The organism is Streptomyces sp. NPDC057002 (assembly GCF_042673825.1).
Classification (GTDB): domain Bacteria; phylum Actinomycetota; class Actinomycetes; order Streptomycetales; family Streptomycetaceae; genus Streptomyces.
On sequence record NZ_JBHURZ010000005.1, the window covers coordinates 401,542 to 420,785 of the forward strand.

12 protein-coding genes and 2 pseudogenes are annotated in these 19,244 nt (G+C 68.9%); 7 read left to right on the forward strand and 7 right to left on the reverse strand.

What is annotated here, in order from left to right; translation table 11 throughout:
• Positions 1–18 precede the first annotated feature (18 nt).
• From ACFT32_RS26000 to ACFT32_RS26010, 3 genes are all read right to left on the reverse strand, one after another.
• Positions 19–1,131 (reverse strand): hypothetical protein, encoded by a 1,113-nt coding sequence (locus ACFT32_RS26000; protein ID WP_382493659.1) that lies wholly within the window; start codon positions 1,129–1,131, stop codon positions 19–21.
• Between the two features lie 284 nt (positions 1,132–1,415).
• Complete coding sequence (locus ACFT32_RS26005; protein WP_382493662.1) at positions 1,416–1,634, reverse strand: helix-turn-helix domain-containing protein; 219 nt, start codon at positions 1,632–1,634, stop codon at positions 1,416–1,418.
• Positions 1,634–2,131 (reverse strand): DUF2975 domain-containing protein, encoded by a 498-nt coding sequence (locus ACFT32_RS26010; protein WP_382493665.1) that lies wholly within the window; start codon positions 2,129–2,131, stop codon positions 1,634–1,636. Before ACFT32_RS26010 ends, ACFT32_RS26005 begins: the two co-directional genes overlap by 1 nt.
• A 134-nt stretch (positions 2,132–2,265) precedes the next feature.
• On the opposite strand from ACFT32_RS26010, the gene ACFT32_RS26015 reads away from it, so the two are divergent.
• Complete coding sequence (locus tag ACFT32_RS26015; RefSeq protein ID WP_382493668.1) at positions 2,266–2,955, forward strand: GAF and ANTAR domain-containing protein; 690 nt, start codon at positions 2,266–2,268, stop codon at positions 2,953–2,955.
• Between the two features lie 123 nt (positions 2,956–3,078).
• On the opposite strand, the gene ACFT32_RS26020 is transcribed toward ACFT32_RS26015, so the two are convergent.
• Complete coding sequence (locus ACFT32_RS26020) at positions 3,079–6,723, reverse strand: LamG-like jellyroll fold domain-containing protein (protein WP_382493670.1); 3,645 nt, start codon at positions 6,721–6,723, stop codon at positions 3,079–3,081.
• Positions 6,724–7,103: 380 nt separating this feature from the next.
• Between ACFT32_RS26020 and ACFT32_RS26025 the strand changes: the two genes are divergently transcribed.
• The 6 genes from ACFT32_RS26025 to ACFT32_RS26050 all read left to right on the forward strand — a co-directional run bounded on the left by ACFT32_RS26025 (position 7,104) and on the right by ACFT32_RS26050 (position 14,878).
• Positions 7,104–8,150 carry a LacI family DNA-binding transcriptional regulator gene (locus tag ACFT32_RS26025; protein WP_382493673.1) on the forward strand — a complete coding sequence of 349 codons (1,047 nt, stop codon included), beginning with the start codon at positions 7,104–7,106 and terminating at the stop codon, positions 8,148–8,150.
• Positions 8,151–8,276: 126 nt separating this feature from the next.
• Complete coding sequence (locus ACFT32_RS26030) at positions 8,277–9,524, forward strand: extracellular solute-binding protein (protein ID WP_382493675.1); 1,248 nt, start codon at positions 8,277–8,279, stop codon at positions 9,522–9,524.
• 2 nt (positions 9,525–9,526) lie between these two features.
• Complete coding sequence (locus tag ACFT32_RS26035) at positions 9,527–10,462, forward strand: carbohydrate ABC transporter permease (RefSeq protein WP_382493678.1); 936 nt, start codon at positions 9,527–9,529, stop codon at positions 10,460–10,462.
• A complete protein-coding gene (locus ACFT32_RS26040; protein WP_382493680.1) occupies positions 10,459–11,295 on the forward strand; it encodes a carbohydrate ABC transporter permease in 837 nt (278 codons plus the stop codon). Before ACFT32_RS26035 ends, ACFT32_RS26040 begins: the two co-directional genes overlap by 4 nt.
• 81 nt (positions 11,296–11,376) lie before the next feature.
• A complete protein-coding gene (locus ACFT32_RS26045) occupies positions 11,377–13,158 on the forward strand; it encodes an amylo-alpha-1,6-glucosidase (RefSeq protein ID WP_382493683.1) in 1,782 nt (593 codons plus the stop codon).
• Between the two features lie 100 nt (positions 13,159–13,258).
• Entirely contained in the window at positions 13,259–14,878 is a 1,620-nt protein-coding gene (locus ACFT32_RS26050) for a recombinase family protein (RefSeq protein WP_382493685.1), read from the forward strand.
• Between the two features lie 728 nt (positions 14,879–15,606).
• Here ACFT32_RS26050 and ACFT32_RS26055 read toward each other — a convergent pair.
• From ACFT32_RS26055 to ACFT32_RS26065, 3 genes and pseudogenes are all read right to left on the reverse strand, one after another.
• Positions 15,607–15,834: a hypothetical protein gene (locus tag ACFT32_RS26055; protein WP_382493687.1), complete on the reverse strand. Its 228-nt coding sequence runs from the start codon at positions 15,832–15,834 to the stop codon at positions 15,607–15,609.
• A gap of 688 nt (positions 15,835–16,522) precedes the next feature.
• Positions 16,523–16,895: pseudogene (locus ACFT32_RS26060) on the reverse strand (transposase); the annotation flags it as partial.
• 278 nt (positions 16,896–17,173) lie between these two features.
• Positions 17,174–19,230 (reverse strand): annotated as a pseudogene (locus ACFT32_RS26065) (restriction endonuclease).
• Positions 19,231–19,244: the final 14 nt, after the last annotated feature.

The following is a 19,244-nucleotide window of genomic DNA, read 5'->3' on the forward strand; positions in this document are numbered from 1 at the left end:
TCGCTTGCCCAGTGTCGTTCAGTCCTTCGTGAGAGCGGTCGTACTGCTACCAAGAGTACGTGTCTCGCGCCCCGAAGGTTCCCCGCGGTCCACCGGCCGCGGCCGCCGCGGCTCGCCGAGGAGCATCCGCCGGAAGTCGGCGCGCGCCTGCCGTACGGACTCCCGGGCGGTGGCCAGGGCCTGCCGGGTGGCGCGCCCCACGCTGCGGGCGGCCTCGGCGACGGGCCGCAGGACGGTGTCCCGCACGACGTGTCCGACCGGTGTCAGCACGCTGCGGTACACCCACCGCACCGGCTCGACGAAGATCCACCGGAAGAGGGTGCCGAGGAATCGCCCGACGGCGAGCGAGATGTGCCCGGCGACGCGCCACGCGTGCCCGAGGGCATCCCGGATTTCCCGTCCGATGACGGCGAGGACCCGCCCGACGGGGGCGAGAACCCAGCGCCAGAGGGCGAGGGCGGGCAGGACGAGCAGGATCCGGGTGATCCAGTAGAGGGCCGTTCCGATGCCGGTGACGATCGTGCTCACCAGCCACACCAGCCCCTTGCCGCACCAGGCGATCGCGCGTCCGGCGGGTGCGATCACCCAGGTGTACAGCCACAGGGCGGGTACGACGACGAGCCCCCTGAGCAGCCAGATCACGGCGTGCCCGACGGGCGTGAGCAGGTGCGTGTACACCCAGCCGAGCGCGGCCCCGACCCCCTTGGCGGCCCACGCGATCGCATGCCCGGCCGGCGTCAGCACATGCCGGTACAGCCACACCAGGGGCACGATCGCGAGTACGTACCCGAGCCACCCGAGGGCCTTGCCCACCGGCACGACGACGTACCGCCACAGCCCCACGAACGGCCAGACGAACACCGCCCGCCCGAGCCACAGCAGCGCCCGCCCCACCGGCCGGAACACCGTGTCGTTCAGGAACCGCCCGGCCACGACGAGCGCGTCCCACACCATCCGCACGGGGACGACCAGCACGAGCACCACGATCCGCACCGGAATCCGGATCGCGACGGCGAGACACCCCTCGGGCGCGGCGCCCTCACGCACGGGCGGCGCGTACGCTTCGGCCGCTCCCTTGCGCAGATCGACCCGCGCCTCGGAGCCCTCGCGGGCAGGTTTCTCCAGATCCATACCGTCGAAGACGCCTCAACGCCCCGTCCGGATGCAGCTCGGCACGATCCCGCCCCGTTCTTCCGCGGATCCTCCGCCCGGCGCCATGGTCATACGACTCGGGGACTCTCGACATGGGCCTGCAGCAGGCGGGCCGACTCCTGGAAACCGTTCCGGGCGAGGCCGGAATCGCCCGCCGGGTCGAGTGCACGGTGACCCGCTCCAGCCCGAGCTCCCGGGCCCATGCGGCGAAGTGCCGTACGAACTCCTGGCGTTCGCCGAGGGCCTCGCCGCCGTTGGCGGCTTCACCCGTCCACGCCGTCGGACTCCCAGCGCAGCAGGTCCCCCGGCTGGCACTCCAGTACTTCGCAGAGTGCGGCGAGTGTGGAGAAACGGACCGCCTTGGCGCGGCCGTTCTTGAGGACCGCCAGGTTGGCGGGGGTGATGCCGACGCGTTCCGCGAGCTCGCCCACGGACATCTTCCGTTTGGCCAGCATCACGTCGATGTCGACGGCGATCGCCATCAGATGACCTCTTCCAACTCGGCCCGCATCCGGGCCGCCTCGATGTCGCGTGCGACGGCCTGCGCGAGCAGCACGCGCAGCACGAGCACGACCAGCGCGACGCCCAGCACGGCCACGACGACCCCGCACAGCAGCAGGACCACCCCGGGAGCGACGGCCTCGCCGGGCGCGAGCACGACCGCGAGGGCGAAGACCAGCAGGGCGGCCGCCACGAACGCGCCGATCACGATGTGCACGTACCGGAAGGCGGCGGTGGAGAACACCGTCCCGCGGCGCACCATCGTCACCAGCCGCCACACACAGACCACAACGACCTGGGCCGTCACGATACCGAGGATCGTGATCACGAGGATCGGGGTGCGCAGGTACGCGTAATCCGGGTTCAGGCCGTCCAGATCGACGGCCAGCAGCGGCACCATCACCGCCTGCACGAACAGCGATCCGGCGAGCAGCACCCCGAGCACCCCACGCAACGCCGCCACGGCCGGCTTCCCCATCGCCACTCCTTCGATCGAGCCACGATGGAAATCTATCGACACTCGATAGATGACGCAACGGGGCGGCCTACCCCGGGGAAACGTGGCAACGTGGGCAGGGAGGACGCCGAGGTGACGACCGAGGGAGAATCACAGTGGAATGGCGCGTGTTCGCGCAGCAGATGGCCGCCATGGCACGGGACCTGCTCGCCCAGGAGTCGGTCGATGCCACCCTCGAGCACATCACCGACTCGGCCACGAGGCTCGTGGCGGGATGCGACGCGGCCGGCATCCTCCTCCTGCACGGCAAACGTGCGGAGACGCTCGCCCCCACGTCCGACCTCGTCGTCAAGAGCGACCAGTTGCAGGAGCGCCTGGCGGAGGGTCCCTGCTTCGACGCGGCCCGCAGGGGCACATCGGAGCGGGTGTTCCGCATCACCGACTTCACCGAGGAGCAGCCGCGCTGGCCCGCGTACGCCGAGCAGGCCCGTGGCCTGGGCGTGGGCAGCATGATGGGTTTCCTGCTGTACACCGAGGACGAGGAACTCGGCGCGCTCAATCTCTACTCCCACCGCACGGGGTCCTTCACGGATGACAGCGAGACCGCCGGCTGGCTGCTGGCCTCGCACGCCGCCATCGCCTTCGCCAGTGCCCGCAGCCACGCCCAGCTGGAGCAGGCCGTCGCCACCCGTCATCTCATCGGCGAGGCCATGGGCATCCTCATGGGCAGCCACAACCTCAACGAGAAGGAGGCCTTCGACGTGCTGCGCCGCTTCTCCCAGGAGCGGAACATCAAGCTCCGCGAGGTCGCCCGGCGCGTCTGCGAACAGGGCCGCCTGAGCTGACGGCTCCCCCAGCTCGTGGCTGAACCGGGGGAACCTGGGCCGGGCCGGTCCCCCGGGGGAGCGCCACCGACCCCGCCCTCCTGAGCGGGTCCCCCTGAGGACCGACCTCACCCCTCGGTCTGCTCAGTCTTCTCGCGCGTACGGCACGACGGTGATCCGGTCGATCAGCGGCGCGTAGCGGGAGCGGAGCAGCACCCCGGGGAAGGTGTCCGAGGCGTAGGTGGTGCCGTCGTAGTTCGGCAGCTCCTCGGAGCGGAAGCCGATCGTGTTCTTCCCCTTTGCGAGCTGGACCGGGACGGTCAGCTCCCAGAAGTTGTTCTGGTGGAAGCTGTGCGGGAATCCGACGCGCCGCGGCTCGCCGCCGTTGATGCTGATGTCGGCGTGGCGGGCGAGCGGGTCCGGGTTGTAGTGCGTGGCCTCGGACTGCTCCGGGTTGGAGTAGCGGACGCGCAGCGCGTACAGGCCGGGCCGGTCGGCCGTGACGGTGAACGTCGCGGTGTTGCCGTTGCCGGGGGCACCGCCGATGCCCGTGATCGCCGTGCCGTCGGTGGCCAGCGAGAGCGGGGCGAGCGTGGCCGAGCCCGCGAGGTGGGCCTGGCCGGCCTCGTAGGTACGCGTCGGCAGCCTGCCCTCGGTCGGTGTGACCGTCAGACGGTCGACGAGGGTCGTGGCCGGGCCGCCGGTCACGGTCACCTTGTTGACGCCGCCCGAGAGGGACACGGCCACGCTGCTCCGGTTCTTCGCCAGGCGCAGCACGTCGTGCCCGTTGACGGAGAGCCGGGCGCCGGTGCCGCCGAGGGTGTCGACCCTCAGGGTGGCCTCGCGGTCGTCGGGTGAGTAGACCCAGAACGTCGCCGTCTGGCCCTTCGCGAGCCGGACCGCGCCCGCACCCGACCGATTCGGCAGGTCGTAGACGGGCCGTGCCCCGCCGGCCGGCCAGGCCAGCTCGCCCTCGTACACCCGGGTGCCGGCCGAGGCGTCCGGCAGGGACAGGGTGAGGCGGTCGACGATGGCGTCACCCTTGGTGGCGCGCTTGCCGTCGAGGCTCTTCGCCGCCAGCGTCAGGGTGTGCCTGCCCTTGGTGAGCTTCACCTCGGTGTCGGTGTGGTCCCAGACCACCCACTTGTAGCCGAGCGGCAGGTGCAGCTCCCGCTCGCTGTCCGCCTTGCCGTCCACGCGCAGGAAGACATTGGCCGGGCCCTGCTCCTTCACCTTGTCGAAGGTGTTGAGGGAGTTGGCGAAGACGCTCAGGTCGTAGGTGCCGTCCTCGGGCACGTCCACGGTGAAGTCCAGCGTGACGTCCGAGCCGGTACGCAGACCGCCCACGTCGTAGCCGCCGGAGGTGTAGAACTTCGACACGTCGCGGGGCGAGCCCTCCGGGCCGTTCTTCGACCAGCCGGAGCCGGTGTGGGCGGCGTCCTCCGCCTCGTACGAACCCTGCCAGCGCACGGGTGGGGACTGGGTGCTCTTCGCCTTCCCGGCCGGGCTGAGGACGATCTCGTAGGCCGAGGACTCCTTCAGCGCCGGCAGCCCGCCGTCGCCGAAGTCGACGACGACCGTGCCGTCGTCACCGACCTCGAGGTTCCGCTCGCTGAGCAGCTTCGGGCCGGAGTTGTCGCCGACCTGGCCGCTCCACTCGATCTCCTTCACCCAGGCGTGCACCCGGTCGCCGAACAGCTTCTTCGGGACGCCAGCGAAGGTGATGTGGCCCTTGCCCGTGGAGCCGCCGAAGAGCAGCCGGGCCTGCTTCCTCTTCTCGTCGAGCGTGCCGACGCCCTGCATGGTGTAGTTCTCGCCCGGGAAGGGCGGAGTCACCTCGACGGTGTGGCCGCTCATCGACGCGTAGGAGTTCAGCAGCCACCACTGGCCGTTGCCGCGGTTCGACTGCACCGCGGAGTCGGAGAGGTTGCCGTCGATGTTCCAGTACGCGATGTCGGCGTCGACCTTGGACTCCTCGATCGCGGACACCCACTGGATCATCTGGCCGGGCACCGAGGTGTGGTAGTTGAAGGCGTACTCGTTGATGTTGACGGGCAGTTCGGTGCCCGCCTTGCCGGTGCCCTCGAACAGGTCCTTCTCCCACGCCCGGTACTTGGCGACGCTCTCGCGCACCGCCTCCGGGTGGCTCAGCTCGTGCCAGGTGATGACGTCCGGGAGGGTGCCGGCCGCCAGGGTGTGGGTGAGGAAGCCCTTCACCTGGTCGTACAGGACGCTGGTGTTGGGGCCGGCGATGCGGGCCTCGGGCATCTTGCCCTTGATGAGCTTGTAGAAGTCGTCCCAGGCGGCGAAGTAGGCGTCGGGATCGTCGAGCCAGCTGACCTTGTCGTAGCTCCACTCGCCGGTGCCGAACATGTTGCCCTCGGGCTCGTTGAACGGCACGAAGACGATGTTGTCCTGGTACTGCTTCGGCAGCTTCAGGACCTGGTCGACCTGCTGGGCGACCTTCTCCCGGTAGAGCTTGAGCTTCTCCTCGGGTGTGTCACCCGGCCACTGGTACGGGAAGCCGCGGTGGATGTCGGTCATGTAGATGTAGACATCGCCGTCGGTGGAGTCGGCCAGCGGCCCGACCACCTCCAGCGCGTCGGCACCGGGGTGCTGCGGGCCGTCCTGGGCCTTGGTGGAGACCGTGCGCAGGCCCATGCCCTCCATGAGGTTGTTGGTGGGGACATCCGGTCCGTACACGCCGTAGAGGGTGCCGGAGGCGCCGCCGTGGAACGCGCCGGTGTCCGAGCCGAGGTCGACGGTGAGCTGCCCCTCGCGGACCACGGTGACGGTGGCCTTCACCGCACGTCCGGCCGCGGTCCCGGCCACCGTGAAGGTGCCCGGCTTCGCGTACTTCTCGGACGGCACGGCGTCCCAGGTGACCGGTATGTCACGGTCGTAGCCGTCGGTGAAGGAGGCGCGGGCGGCGGCCGGGAGGGACGGGGCGGTCCCGGTGGTGGTACGGACCTCGAAGGACGTCTTCGAGAGCTCCTGGACGGTCGGCACGGCACCGACCGTTCCGGCCACCTGCTCGGCGCTCAGCGCCGCGTGCCACACGGTGAAGTCGTCGATCGCGCCCTTGAGCAGCGGGTCCGGGTAGAAGGACTTGCCGATGTAGCCGGCGGTGTTGGCCGAACTCTCCAGCAGGTCCTTGGCCTTGATGCCGGTCTCGGCGGAGGAGACCGGCACGCCGTCGAGGTAGGTGGTGAGCCGGCCCGCGGAGGTGTCGAGGGTGACGGTCACCGTCCGCCACTGGTCCGCGGGGAGCGGCGCGTAGCCGCGCACCTGTGCCTCCGCGCCCCCTCCGCCGGTGGTCACGGAGGTCTGGAGCAGTCCGCCGCCGTTGTACGGGGTGCTGAAGAGGTACTTGGTGGAGTTGGTTCCCAGGTCGAAGATCCGCTGCCAGGGCGACTTGTCGCCGCTCCACTTCACGCGTGCGGAGACCGTCAGGTCGGCCGCGTCCCCGACCACTGCGCGGGGCAGACGGACGTACGCGCCGCTGGAGCCGGCCGCACCGCCGGGCAGGGCGAGGGCCTTGCCCCCGGCCGCGCCCTCGACGGACCGGGCGGTGGAGGCATTCACCAGGTCTGCCGTCAGGCCGTTGCCGGAACTGTCGGTGATCTTCCCGGAGGCCATGTCGTCCTGGTCGAAGGTGTAGCGGGCGGCGGGCCGGGGCGGCTCCGCCGCGTGCGCGGGGGCTGCCGGTGCGGCCAGCAGGCCCGCACCGAGGGTCAGCGCCACGGCGGCCGGGGCTCGGCGCCGCGTGGATCTGTCAGGGGATGGCATGGATGGCGTCCTCATCGTCGGGGTTGTCAAAACGTCGGGGTCGTCAGAACGTCGGGGATCGTCGAACCGGTTCGATTCAGGCTGTGCGCGCAGACACGATGTGGGTGGCGGTGGTGGGTTCGGGGAGGAGCGAGGGGGAGGGAGGGCAGGCCCGGGAGAACGGGATCGCCGCGTCGAACCGGTTCGGGAAGCTAGCACCGGTACCTCGGGCCAGCAATCCCTTCGACACAGGGATCTTCTTGGCCGGGGCGCCCGGCCTGCGAAGTTCGTCGCTGGTGTTGACAGGCGTCCGGGCAGTTCCTACGTTCCCTCCATGCGAACCGGTTCGACAACGGCCGGATCGCTGTCGAACCGGTTCGGTCTTCGAGCAAGGAGTTGCCGTGAACATCGGTGAGATCGCCCGCCGGGCCGGTGTCTCGCGGAGCACCGTGTCCTACGCGCTGAGCGGCAAGCGCCCGGTGTCGGACGACACCCGCCGGAAGATCCAGCAGGTCGTCGACGAACTCGGGTACCGGCCCAGCGCCAGTGCCCGTGCCCTGGCCAACGGGCGGACCAGCACCCTCGGCCTGGTCTTCCCGCCGGCCGGGAACCACTACACGGGAATGCAACTGGACTTCATCGGCAGCGTCGTCGAGGCCGCCGCGGTCTACGACTACGACGTGCTGCTGTCCCCCAGCGGCGTGGACAGCGACCGTTCCTTCCAGCGACTGCTGGGTGAGCGGCGGGTCGACGGGGCGATCCTGATGGAGATCAGGCTGGAGGACGACCGGGCCGACCATCTGGCCGCCCTGGACTTCCCCTCCGTCGCCATCGGCCGTACGGCTCGCCCCGAGGGCACCTGGTGGGTGGGCCTGGACCACATCGCGCTCGTGGAGGCCTGCGTCCATCACCTGGCGGATCTCGGCCACCGCCGGATCGCCTTCGTCAACCGCCCGGAGCAGCTGCTGCGGGCCGGGTACGAGTCCGCGCACCGCGGCCTGGACGGTTTCACCAAGGCCGCGGCCGAACGCGGACTGACCGTGCGCACCTACTGCTGCGGGGACGACGCCGCCTCGGGCCAGGCCTGTGTGGAACGGATCCTGCACGACGACCCGGCCACCACCGGCCTGGTCACACTGAACGAGGCCGCGCTGGGCGGCCTGTACCGGGGGCTGGCCCAGGCCGGCCGCCATGTGCCGCGCGACTTCTCCGTCACCGGGGTCGTGGCCGCCCGCTGGGCGGAGACGGTGACTCCGCAGCTCACGGCGGCGGACGTGCCCGCGGCCGACCTGGGCCGGCTCGCCGTCGAACTGCTGGTGGAGCGGCTCGACCACCCCGGTGCCCCGCCCCGGCACCACCTCCTCACCCCGCCCATCTCCCTGCGGGCCAGCACGGGGCCCGCGGGTGTCACGCCCGCCGCGGGCACCGGGGCCGATACGACTCCCTGACCGAGCCCCCTGGCCGCCTCCTTCACCCCGTCACACGCCCGAACGCTCATCAGTGCTGTTCGGCGTGCCCACTTCCAGCAGCGCCCTCGCCTCGGCACCTCCATGCCCGACACAAAGGACCCCGCGATGAACAGCTTCTCCAGACGGCGCCGCCTGACCGCCGCGGCCCTGACCGCCCTGGCCGTCGCAACGAGCGCCACCGCCTGTGGATCCGGCTCGGCAGGCACCGGCACGAAGGCGGCGGACGACGGCACCTACACGATCTGGGACCCGTACCCGCAGTTCGCCAAGGGCTCCGCGTGGGTGAAGCTGCTGGACGCCTGCGGCAGCGAGGCCGGAGTGAAGATCAAGCGGACCGGCTTCGACACCAGCGACCTGGCCAACAAGACGCTGCTCGCCGCCCAGCAGGGCAACTCCCCCGACGTCCTCATCGTCGACAACCCGGTGGTGTCGACCCTGGCCGAGGCGGGCGTGCTCACCACCACCGACGACAGCGAGCTCGACACCTCGGGCGTGGACCCCAACCTGCTCGCGGCCGGCCAGTCGGGCGGCAAGACCTACGGCACCCCGATCGGCGCCAACACCCTCGCCCTCTACTACAACAAGAAGGTCCTGAAGGAAGCCGGGGTGGACATAGCCACCGTCAAGGACTGGACGTCGCTGACGGCCGCGCTGGAAAAGGTCGAACAGGCCGGGAGGAAGGGCATCACCTTCTCCGCGATCGGCACCGAGGAGGGCAGCTTCCAGTTCCTGCCGTGGTTCTGGGGCTCCGGAGCCGAGCTGACCGATGTCGACTCGCCCGCGGCCGTCTCCGCGCTCTCCCTCTGGAAGGACTGGCTGGACAAGGGCTACGCCCCCAACTCGGTGCTCAACAACACCCAGACCACCAGCTGGCAGGAGTTCGCCACCGGCGACTACGCCTTCGCGGAGAACGGCACCTGGCAGCTCGCGGCCGCCAAGAAGGCCGGCTTCGACTTCGGCGTCCTGCCCGTCCCGGCCGCCGAGGGAGGCAGCGCCGCGGCCCCGACGGGCGGCGAGTTCGTCACCGTCCCGGTGCAGAGCGACACCGGCCGCTACGCCACCACACGCAAGCTCGCGACCTGCCTGACCAGCACCAAGAACCTGTACGACACCGACACCACCCTCTCCTACGTCGCACCCACCAACGAGGTCCAGGACAAGCAGCTGGCGGCCGATCCCGACCTCAAGCCATGGGTGGACGCGGTCAAGTCGGCCAAGGGCCGCACCAGTGACGACCTCGGCACGAAGTACCCCAAGATCTCGGAGCAGTTGTGGAAGGCCGTGCAGTCCGCCCTCAGCGGCTCCAAGTCGCCGAAGGACGCGCTCACCACCGCCCAGTCCGCGGCCGAGTGACCATGGGCCGAGGTCATCCGACGATCCACACGAGACAGACGATCCACACGGGGACGATCCACACGGGACAGTGGGCCGCCTGGGCCTTCCTCACCCCGGTGACGCTGTACCTCGTCCTCTTCTACGCCTATCCGCTCTACCGCAACCTCGACCTGAGCCTGCGCGACTACACCGTCCGCTCCTTCGTCCAGGGTGACGCGCCCTTCACGGGCCTGCACAACTACCGGACCGTCTTCGACGACCCGGCCTTCGCACCCGCCCTGCTCCACACCGTGGTGTTCACCGCCGTGTGCCTGGTCTTCCAGTACGTCATCGGCCTGGCGCTCGCGGTCTTCTTCAACCAGCACTTCCGGCTCTCCGCCACCCTGCGGGCGCTGTTCCTGGTGCCCTGGCTGCTGCCGCTGATCGTGTCGGCCTCCACCTGGTCGTGGCTGCTCAACAGCGACTCCGGGCTGGTCAACGCCCTGCTGAACGCCATCGGCATCGGCCCGGTGAACTGGCTGACCTCGCCGTCCTGGTCGCTCACCTCCGTGATCATCGCCAACATCTGGATCGGCATCCCGTTCAACCTGGTCGTGCTCCACAGCGGCCTGCAGTCCATCCCGGCCGGCCTGTACGAGGCCGCCGCCCTCGACGGGGCAGGTCCCTGGCGGCGGTTCTGGAGCATCACCTTCCCGCTGCTGCGGCCGGTGTCCGCGATCACCCTGCTGCTCGGGCTGGTCTACACGCTCAAGGTCTTCGACATCATCTGGATCATGACCAAGGGCGGCCCGGCGGGAGCCTCCACGACCTTCGCCACCTGGTCCTACCAACTCGGCTTCGGCAACCTGCTGCCCGCCTTCGGCCCGGGCGCGGCCGTCGGCAACCTGCTGGTGGTGGCCGCCCTGGTGTTCGGCCTGGTCTACGTCCGGGCGCAGAGAAAGCAGGCGCTCTCATGAGCCGGAACGGCAGACGCGCGCGGGCACTCACCTGGGGAAGGACGACCCTCGGCGTCCTGCTGACCGGGATCATGCTCTTCCCGGTCTACTGGATGCTGAACGTCTCCCTCACCCGCGACCAGGACCTGCGCAAGAGCCCGCCGGACCTGTTCCCCGCCCACGGCACCCTGGCCGGCTATCGCACCGTCCTCGACGAGCAGTTGCCCTACCTCGGCACGAGCCTCGTCATCGGCCTGGGCACCGTCGCCCTGACCGTGGCCCTGTCCGCCCCCGCCGGCTACGCGCTGGCCAAACTGCGCCCACGCGGCGGCGGCGTCCTCGGCTTCGTCCTGCTCGCCGCCCAGATGATCCCCGGCATCATCATGGCGATGGGCTTCTACGCCATCTACCTCCAGCTCGGCCTGCTCCAGTCCGTCCCCGGCCTGATCGTCGCCGACTCCACCCTGGCCGTCCCCTTCGCGGTACTCATCTTCACCGCGTTCATGTCCGGCATCCCCGACGAACTGCTCCAGGCGGCACGGACGGACGGTGCCGGACCCTGGCGCACCTTCCGGTCGATCGTCCTGCCGATGAGCCGCAACGCCGTCGTCACCGTGTCGCTGTTCGCGTTCCTGTGGTCCTGGTCCGACTTCGTCTTCGCGAGCACCCTCGTCAACGGCGGCGCGCGGGAGCCGATCACCCTCGGCATCTACCACTACATCGGCAACAACAACCAGGAGTGGAACGCCATCATGGCCACCGCCGTCGTGGCCTCGCTGCCGGCCGCGGTCATCCTCGTCCTGGCCCAGCGCTATGTCGCCGCCGGTGTGACAGCCGGCGCGGTCAAGGACTGACCTGGCGCGGTCGAGAACCGACCCGGTGCGATCGAGGACCGATCTCCGCACGATCCCTGCTCGAGAAACGAGTGCCCCTTCATGACCGCCGACCGCTCCGGCCCGGCCTTCTCCGTCCAGGACATCCCGTTCAGCACATACGGATCCTGGTTCGACATCTCCCCCGTGGTGGCGGAGAAGACGTACGCCGAGGACCTGCACCTCGTCTCGCACCAGAACGGCATGCACGCCGTCCTGAGCCTGACGCCCCTCGACCGGGCGACGGGCGAGCGGGCCGAGACCCGGGTGGAGGCCACCCCCGCCCTGCTGAGCTGGATCGGCATCAGCAGGACCGGCCGCGTCGACCTCGCCTATGAGTCACCGGACACCGTCCGCCTGCGCGGCACGGCACTGTCGCTGCGCGTCTCCGCGTCGGCCCGCGCCCTGACCCCCTTCAGCGGCACGTACTTCTTCCGCGACGCGGCCACCGAGGCCTACGTCTTCACGTCGTACGAGACCGGCCGCCGCTACCGCGTCACCGTCCTGTCCGGCACGGTGACGCACACCCACGGCGACCAGACCCTGGGCACCGCCGACCGCGGCCTCACGATCACCGCCGGCCCGGACGACTCCTGGGAGCTCGCGGTCGAGGAACTCGACACGGCCCGCCCGCCTTACGTGTCGACCTCACTCTTCGGCAAGACCGTCGAGGCGGCGCGGAACGCCTTCGCGGACTTCGTCGACGCGGTGGCCCCTTGGCGCTCCCCGGCCACCCCGGCCGCCGAACTCGCCGCCTACGTCCTGTGGTCCGCGACCGTACGCCCGGCCGGACTGGTCCCCCGCCCCGCCGTCCTGATGTCCAAGCACTGGATGGACAAGGTCTGGAGCTGGGACCACTGCTTCAACGCACTGGCCCTGGCCCCCGGCTGCCCCGAACTGGCCTGGGACCAGTACCGGCTGCCCTTCGACCACCAGGACGAGACCGGGGCGCTCCCCGATTCGGTCACCCACTCCGAGGTCCTGCGCAACTTCGTCAAACCGCCCGTCCACGGCTGGGCCCTCGGCCACCTGCGCCGCCGTCTGCCCACACCCCCCGACCGCACGGAACTGGCAGACGCCTACGACCGGCTGGAACGCTGGACGACCTTCTGGCTCACCGCCCGCCGCGCCCCCGGCGCGGCACTCCCCCACTACCACCACGGCAACGACAGCGGCTGGGACAACGCCACCACGTTCGACCCCGAACGCGTGGTCGTCACCGCGGACCTGGCCGCCTTCCTCATCCTCCAGCTGCACGAACTGGCCGCCCTGGCAGCACACTTGGACAGACCCGACGACGCAGTACGGTGGACACGAGCCGCCGAGACGACCCAGGCGTCCCTCCTGGACGAACTCTGGACCGGCGACAAATTCACGACCCGGGGCGTCCACAGCGGGAACACCTGGACCGGCTCCAGCCTCCTCGACCTGATGCCCATCGTGCTGGGCGAGCACCTCCCGCCCGCGATCAGCGCCCGGCTGGCCGACCGCATCGCGGCCCACCTGACCCCCCACGGCCTGGCCACGGAGCTGCCGACCTCACCGCACTACCTCGCCGACGGCTACTGGCGCGGCCCGATCTGGGCCCCCGCCACGGTCCTCATCGAAGACGGCCTGCGCCGCGCCGGCCACCACCGGCTGGCAGCCGACATCAGCACCCGCTTCCGCACCCTCTGCGAAACCCACGGCTTCGCCGAAAACTTCGACGCCCTGACCGGCACGGGCCTACGAGACCGCGCCTACACCTGGACCGCCGCCGGCTACCTCCTCCTCGCGGAGGCAGCCGCCGACGACACACTCAGTGCGCGTGCCCACTCGAAGCAGGCGCCGGACCGGCGTTCTTGACCGTCAACGGCAGCAGCTTCTTCCCCGTCGGGCCGATCTGGATCTCCGTGTCCATCTGCGGCCATTCACCAACGGACCCAAAACCGCTACCGTGCAGGTCATGGGGAAGCGAACGAGGTCCCGCGCCGCAACTGACCGCGGGCTGTACTCAGTTGATGCCGAATGGTCCGAGGCTGACTTAGCCCTCTTACGGGAGCTGAAGGAGACAGAAGCCCTCCTGCCGGACGACGCACCCCGGGCACTCTTGTCCGTGCGTCTGTCGGTCCTCACCGACGACACGACATCGCCCGTCCGGCAGGAACTCGATCTACGTCTGCTCGCCAGGGAGCGCGGCTGCCGAGTGATCGGAGTCGCGAGCGATCTCAACGTCTCGGCGACGAAGGTTCCGCCGTGGAAGCGCAAGGAGCTCGGGGACTGGCTGAACAACCGAGCACCCGAGTTCGACGAGATCCTTTTCTGGAAGCTGGACCGCTTCGTACGTCGCCTCTCGGACCTGAGCACCATGATCGACTGGTGCTTGAAGTACGGGAAGAACCTCGTCTCCAAGAACGACTCGATCGACCTGACCACGACGGCCGGGAAGATCATGGTCACGATCGTCGGCGGCATCGCAGAGATCGAGGCGGCCAACACGAGCACGCGCATCGCGAGCCTCTGGGACTACACCAAGACACAGAGCGACTGGCTAGTGGGCAAGCCGGCGTACGGGTACGAGACGGCGGAGGACGAGAACGGCAGGGTCGTACTCGCCATCGACAAGGACGCGCACCGGACACTGCACTGGTGCCGCAAGGCCACCATGCGGGACAAGCCCGCTTCCGCCCGGCGCATGGTCAAGGTCCTGGTGCGCGCCGGCCTCTGCGGATCAGGCCTGACAGCGTCGACACAGCTCCGCCGACTCAGGAACCCGGCACTTATGGGCTACCGCGTAGAAGAGGACAAGAACGGGGGCGTACGTCGCTCGAAGATCGTTTTGGGCAGCGACGCGAAGCCCATTCGCGTCGCAGACCCGATCTTCACCGAGGACGAGTTCAACAGCCTGCAGGAAGCCCTCGACCGTCGAGGGAAGAACCAGCCCACCCGGCGCCCCGAGGGGGCAACAAAGTTCCTCGGCGTCCTGATCTGCCACGACTGCGGCTCGAACATGACTGTTCAGCAGAACCGCGTCAAGGATCGGTCCTACTCGTATCTGCGGTGTGGCAAGTGCAAGGCCGGAGGCCACGGCGCTCCGAACCCCGATGAGATCTACGGCAAGCTCGTCGGCGACGTTCTGAGGGTTCTCGGGGACGATCCCGTCATGACACGCGAGTACCGGCAGGGCGCCGAGGCCCGCAAGGAACAACAGCGCCTGGAACAGTCCATCAGCTACTACATGACCGGGCTTGAGCCTGGAGGCCGCTTCACGAAGACGCGCTTCACCAAGGAACAGGCTGAGAAGACACTGGACGACCTCATCAAGCAGCTGGAGGCCATCGACCCCGAGGCGACCAAGGACCGGTGGGTGGCCGTGCACAACGGCAAGTCGTTCCGCACCCACTGGGAGGAAGGCGGCATGGAGGCCATGGCCGCCGACCTACTCCGGGTCGGCGTGAAGTGCGTGATCAAGCGGACGAAGGTGAAGGGCGTACGAGCCCCGCGCATCCACATGAAGCTGATGATCCCCAAGGATGTGCGGGGCCGTCTGATGCTCAAGGAAGACGACTTCGCAGAGGCCTTCTGACACGATCCACCCGACAGACGCGGACAGCCGCCTTCCCGAGCTGTACGGGGGAGGCAGCTTCTCGCGGCGCATCGTCGTTGCACAACCCGGCGATGCGCCGCTGGTAGTAGGCCGCCGTCCTCTCGTCCTCCTGCACGTTCTGCATGAACCACGCCTTCATGCCGAACTTTTGGAGCCGACGCGGCGTGTCGTAGCCGTGCCAGTCGTGACAGATCACGCCCGTACGCCCGCACGAAGTCCGCGTACCGCTCATCCGTCTGCCACCCGAGGCTGTGACGCTCCGCGGCTGCGACCATCAGGCCCCACTCAGGGTGGTCGAAGCAAGAAGCCTCGAAGTCGATCAAGACCACCTGCCCCTGGGTGTCCACCGTCAGGTTCTGCACGTGAGCAGCACCGTCCGGCCCCTTGGGGCTCTCAAACTGCAACTCCTCATACTGAGCCCGCAGCTCATGCCAGCGCCTCCTCAGAAGAGCCCTGTCATCCTCCGGGATCGCGGCCCGGTTGATCCGCAGCTCCTGCTTGTCGAAGGGATCGAACCGAGGCAGCTCCAGCCCCGCCGGCAACGTCATGGCATACAGATCCCGGAGGGTGCCACCCAGCTCCGCGTGTTCGGCCTTCCGCGCGCCCTCAACGATTAGGTGCCAGAACGTCACCGCGTGCCCGTCGACCAAGAGCGGCTGTTCCAAGTCCTCAACCAGACGGGCAGCCGGGAACCCTTCCCCCTCCAATCACTGAGAGACGGCAACCTCAGTGTGGGCTTTGGGCAGCCACGCCTCTCCCCGAGCCACATGCACGATCACCGGCGCCAGCGCCAGCCGAAACAGCGCGTTCTCTCCGAGCCGGGCCAGCTCTGCGCCCGCGTCATCCAGCCCCGCCGCCCGGCACGCGGCGCTCAGCACCCGTGTTGCCCTTGCCGACGCAAACCCCTCGTCCATCCGAGCAGCGTCAACCGCCATGCCCGTACCAGCTCCCCTAGTCGCGCGACCAATCGGGGCACGCCTACGGGTGACCATCCCGACGCACCTCCGACCGCATCGACTGAAGCGACCTAGGGGCTGTCCCGTAAATGATCTCTTCGGTTCGCGCACCGGTAACTGGCTGTCATGAGTCCACCACCTTGCCATGTTGACGGTCACTTAAGGACACCGACTGAACCGAAGCGCTCACGCAGCAACATGACGTCACTGTTCCGTCACTGTCGGGTTTAGCGTCCTTGAGTGATGGGGTGCACGAAAAGGGCCGAAACTATAAGCGGCCGACCGGAATTCTGAGGCCCATTTTGTGAATTATGCCGGATTCCAGTCGTTGCTTCCATCGGGTGCAGGGCACCCGAGGAGTGCGCCTCGACAGGAGCGAGTGACCGAGCGGGGGAGTGCTGAAGATGGATGACGCGAGAGTCATCCGCTTGCTGGCGACAGGTCTCGTGGTGCTTTCAGCCGCTCTGACCGCGGTGGTCGCCGCTTGGGGCGCGCGGTCGGCAGGAGCGAGTTGGCCCGATGTCTTGCAAGGCGCTGGAGTCGCGTTCGGCGGCACCGTGGGCGTGTGTGCTGCTCTGGTTGCCCTGTACCGCACTATCGGTGGCGGGGATGGGCGGTAGCCTCTACGGCGATCTTTGACGTGCTGGATGACCTGCTCGCTTCGCCGTCACCCGGTGAGGGTGAGGGTGTGCAGGCGGGCGATGCCGAGCATGGCGTAGTGGATGCCGTCGCTCATGAGGCGGCAGTCGCGAAGGATCTTCCAGCTCTTCATGCGGGCGAAGACGTGCTCGACGCGTGCGCGGACCCTGCGGGGGGGGGAGGCGCTGTGTCCTCTTCCACGCCGGCAGGTCGCTCTGGCCGCGTTCGCGTCGGCGCGGGATGACCAGGCCGGTGCCGCGGTAGCCGCCGTCCGCGATGACCGTGGTCCCGCCGACGGCATCCTTCGCGCCGGAAAGCTCCCATGCCTTGCAGTCGTTGCAATTGCCGGGCAGGGGCCGGCCGACGGCGACGTCTCGGGTGTCGGCGTAGCAGAGAACCCTCCCAGGCACGGCAGAGGCGTGCAAGGCCCACTCTGGTGCACCGGCTGCCGTCGACTCGAAGCCCCGACAGCAGCCACCGCAGCAGCCTCGTCCTCACTCGCCCCCGCCAAGGCATCCATCACCCGAACGAGTGCGTCACTCACCTCAGTGCTCGTGCCCACTCGGCGCCGGCGCGGCATTCTCGACCGTCAGAGGCAGCAGATTCTTCCCGGGCGACCCCTGGTGTATGGCCTGTTCACCTGCGGCCACGCCGGGCACAACGCATCGGCAGAGGAGCATTACTCCACATCGATGCCGTAGTCCTGGACGAGTTGTTCCAGACCGCCTGCGTAGCCCTTCCCGCCAAGCACGAACTCCCAGTCACCGTTGGACCTGCGCCGGAAGGAGCCGAGCACCAACGCGGTCTCTCGTGCCCGCCCGTCCGAGACCTCAAGCCGCCCGAGCTCGGTCATCGCCGGGTCCAGCAGGCGGATGCCGGCGTCCGTGAATCCGGAAAGGTCGGCCTCCGGGTTCACTTCCGGATCCACAGCGGCCACCAGAACGAACCGATCAGCGGCCTCTGGCAACGCGTCGAAGGCGACACGAATGGCTGCCTTGTCCGGCCCAGCTGCCGGGACCGCGCGTACCGAACCATCCGGTGTCTGCGGATTGTTGAAGAAAACGAAGTGGTCTTCGCTGAGGACTCGGCTGCCATGGCAGACCAGCGCGCACACGTCTAGTGCGACGTCGCCCGACCACGTCATGCCGAGCAGGTTGTAGTCGTCGGTCGGAGCCGCAGGACCGGACGTCGTCGGCTGCGCTGGTGCCGCCCGCCCTCCCTCTCCCAAGCGTCCACGCAGCCCATGCCTGTGCAGCAGGTCGACGAGTTCGCCGCCCGAGATCAGCTCCAAAGGCTTCCCCCGAGCGAAGGTGTGAGAGCCCGGACCGAACCCGGACGTCGTCACCAGAACACCCTTGTTGGCGCCGACGTCCTGGACAGTGCCGTAGAGGTCGCGCACAGCCGTGGGCGGCACCGTATTGCGGTAGCGTTCACCTGGACGACGATTTTGCCGCCCCGGATCGGAGTCGGGTCCATCGCATCGACGTCCACGCCACCATCGTTCGAGCGCTGAGTCGTCACGGCCTGCATTCCCATGGCGCGGAACAGATCGGCGACGAGGGACTCGAAGGCGATCGGGTCCATGTCGTACAGGTTCGGCTCGTGATCGCCACCATGGGCGGCCACAGGGCTGCCGACGTCCTGAGGCTGCCGGCTCGGCCGCACGGAGGTGAGCTGGTCGGGCCGCGTCGAGAGCTGCCCCCTCAGCGCGTCGGTCAGGCAGCTGACCGGGTCCACCTGTCCCAGATGCAGGTCCGTGAAAGCCGCCCGAGAAGCCATGACAGTCGCCAGGAAGATCTGCGTCTGTCGTCCTGTCGCCGGATCGGGGGCGTCCACGAAGCCGTTCAGAGCTACCGAGTCGAGGATGCCGTACTCGTCCGCCGTGAACAGCTGATGCAGAACCAGCAGCGTGCTCTGCCCCAGCACCTCCCGGTACAGCGCTCGACGCTGGCTCACCGGACGTGCCGCTTCCTTGTACTGATCCTCCCGGGACAGGTACCTGACGGACTTCGCCTCCGGAACCACGTCGTACGTGGGCAGTTCCCAGTCCAGCACCAACTGCCGCCCCGCTACGTCGTAGGCCGCCGCCACCTGCCGAGGAAAACCCTCCGGCCAAGCCGTCGACGCGTAGAGCGCAGCGGAGAAGTACTCGACCACGGAGTCCGGGTCGCCCCGCCTGACCCTCTCGGTCACTTCCACGACCCCAGCGTTGTGCCGACACACCTCGGCCCGCTGAGACTCCGCCCTCTGCTCGTAGTCCCGCTGCAACGCGGCTAACTGTTGCTGCCGCTGCGCCTCCGCGGCCTGCGCGGCATGCCAGTCGTGCTCGAACCGAGCTCGCGCCTCAGCCTGTACCTGTGCTCGCCGGTTGGCGGTCCAGCCGCCCTGAGCCTGGTACTGGTTCGGGTCGGGCATCCGCACCGGCCATGCGAGCTGCCCTGGGTCAAACGGTGGGATGCCTTCCGCACGCATGAGAGACGATGCCCTGAAGGCCGGCGTCTGACAGCCCGTTGTCAGGAGACCTTGCAGGGCTGCAACCTGGGCTTCCAGCTCGTCCGTACGTCGCCTGGCCTCGGCCTGGCGGTAGTCTCGTTGGCTTTGCGTGGCCAGCCGCTGATACGCCCGGGCCTGCCGAGCCTCCTCCCGACGCCGTCTCGCCTCGGCTTCCACCTGACGTTGTTGCTGCCGCTGAATCTCAGCCCACGCACCGACAAAACCAGCAGAGCGACGACTCATGCGCTACAGGCCCT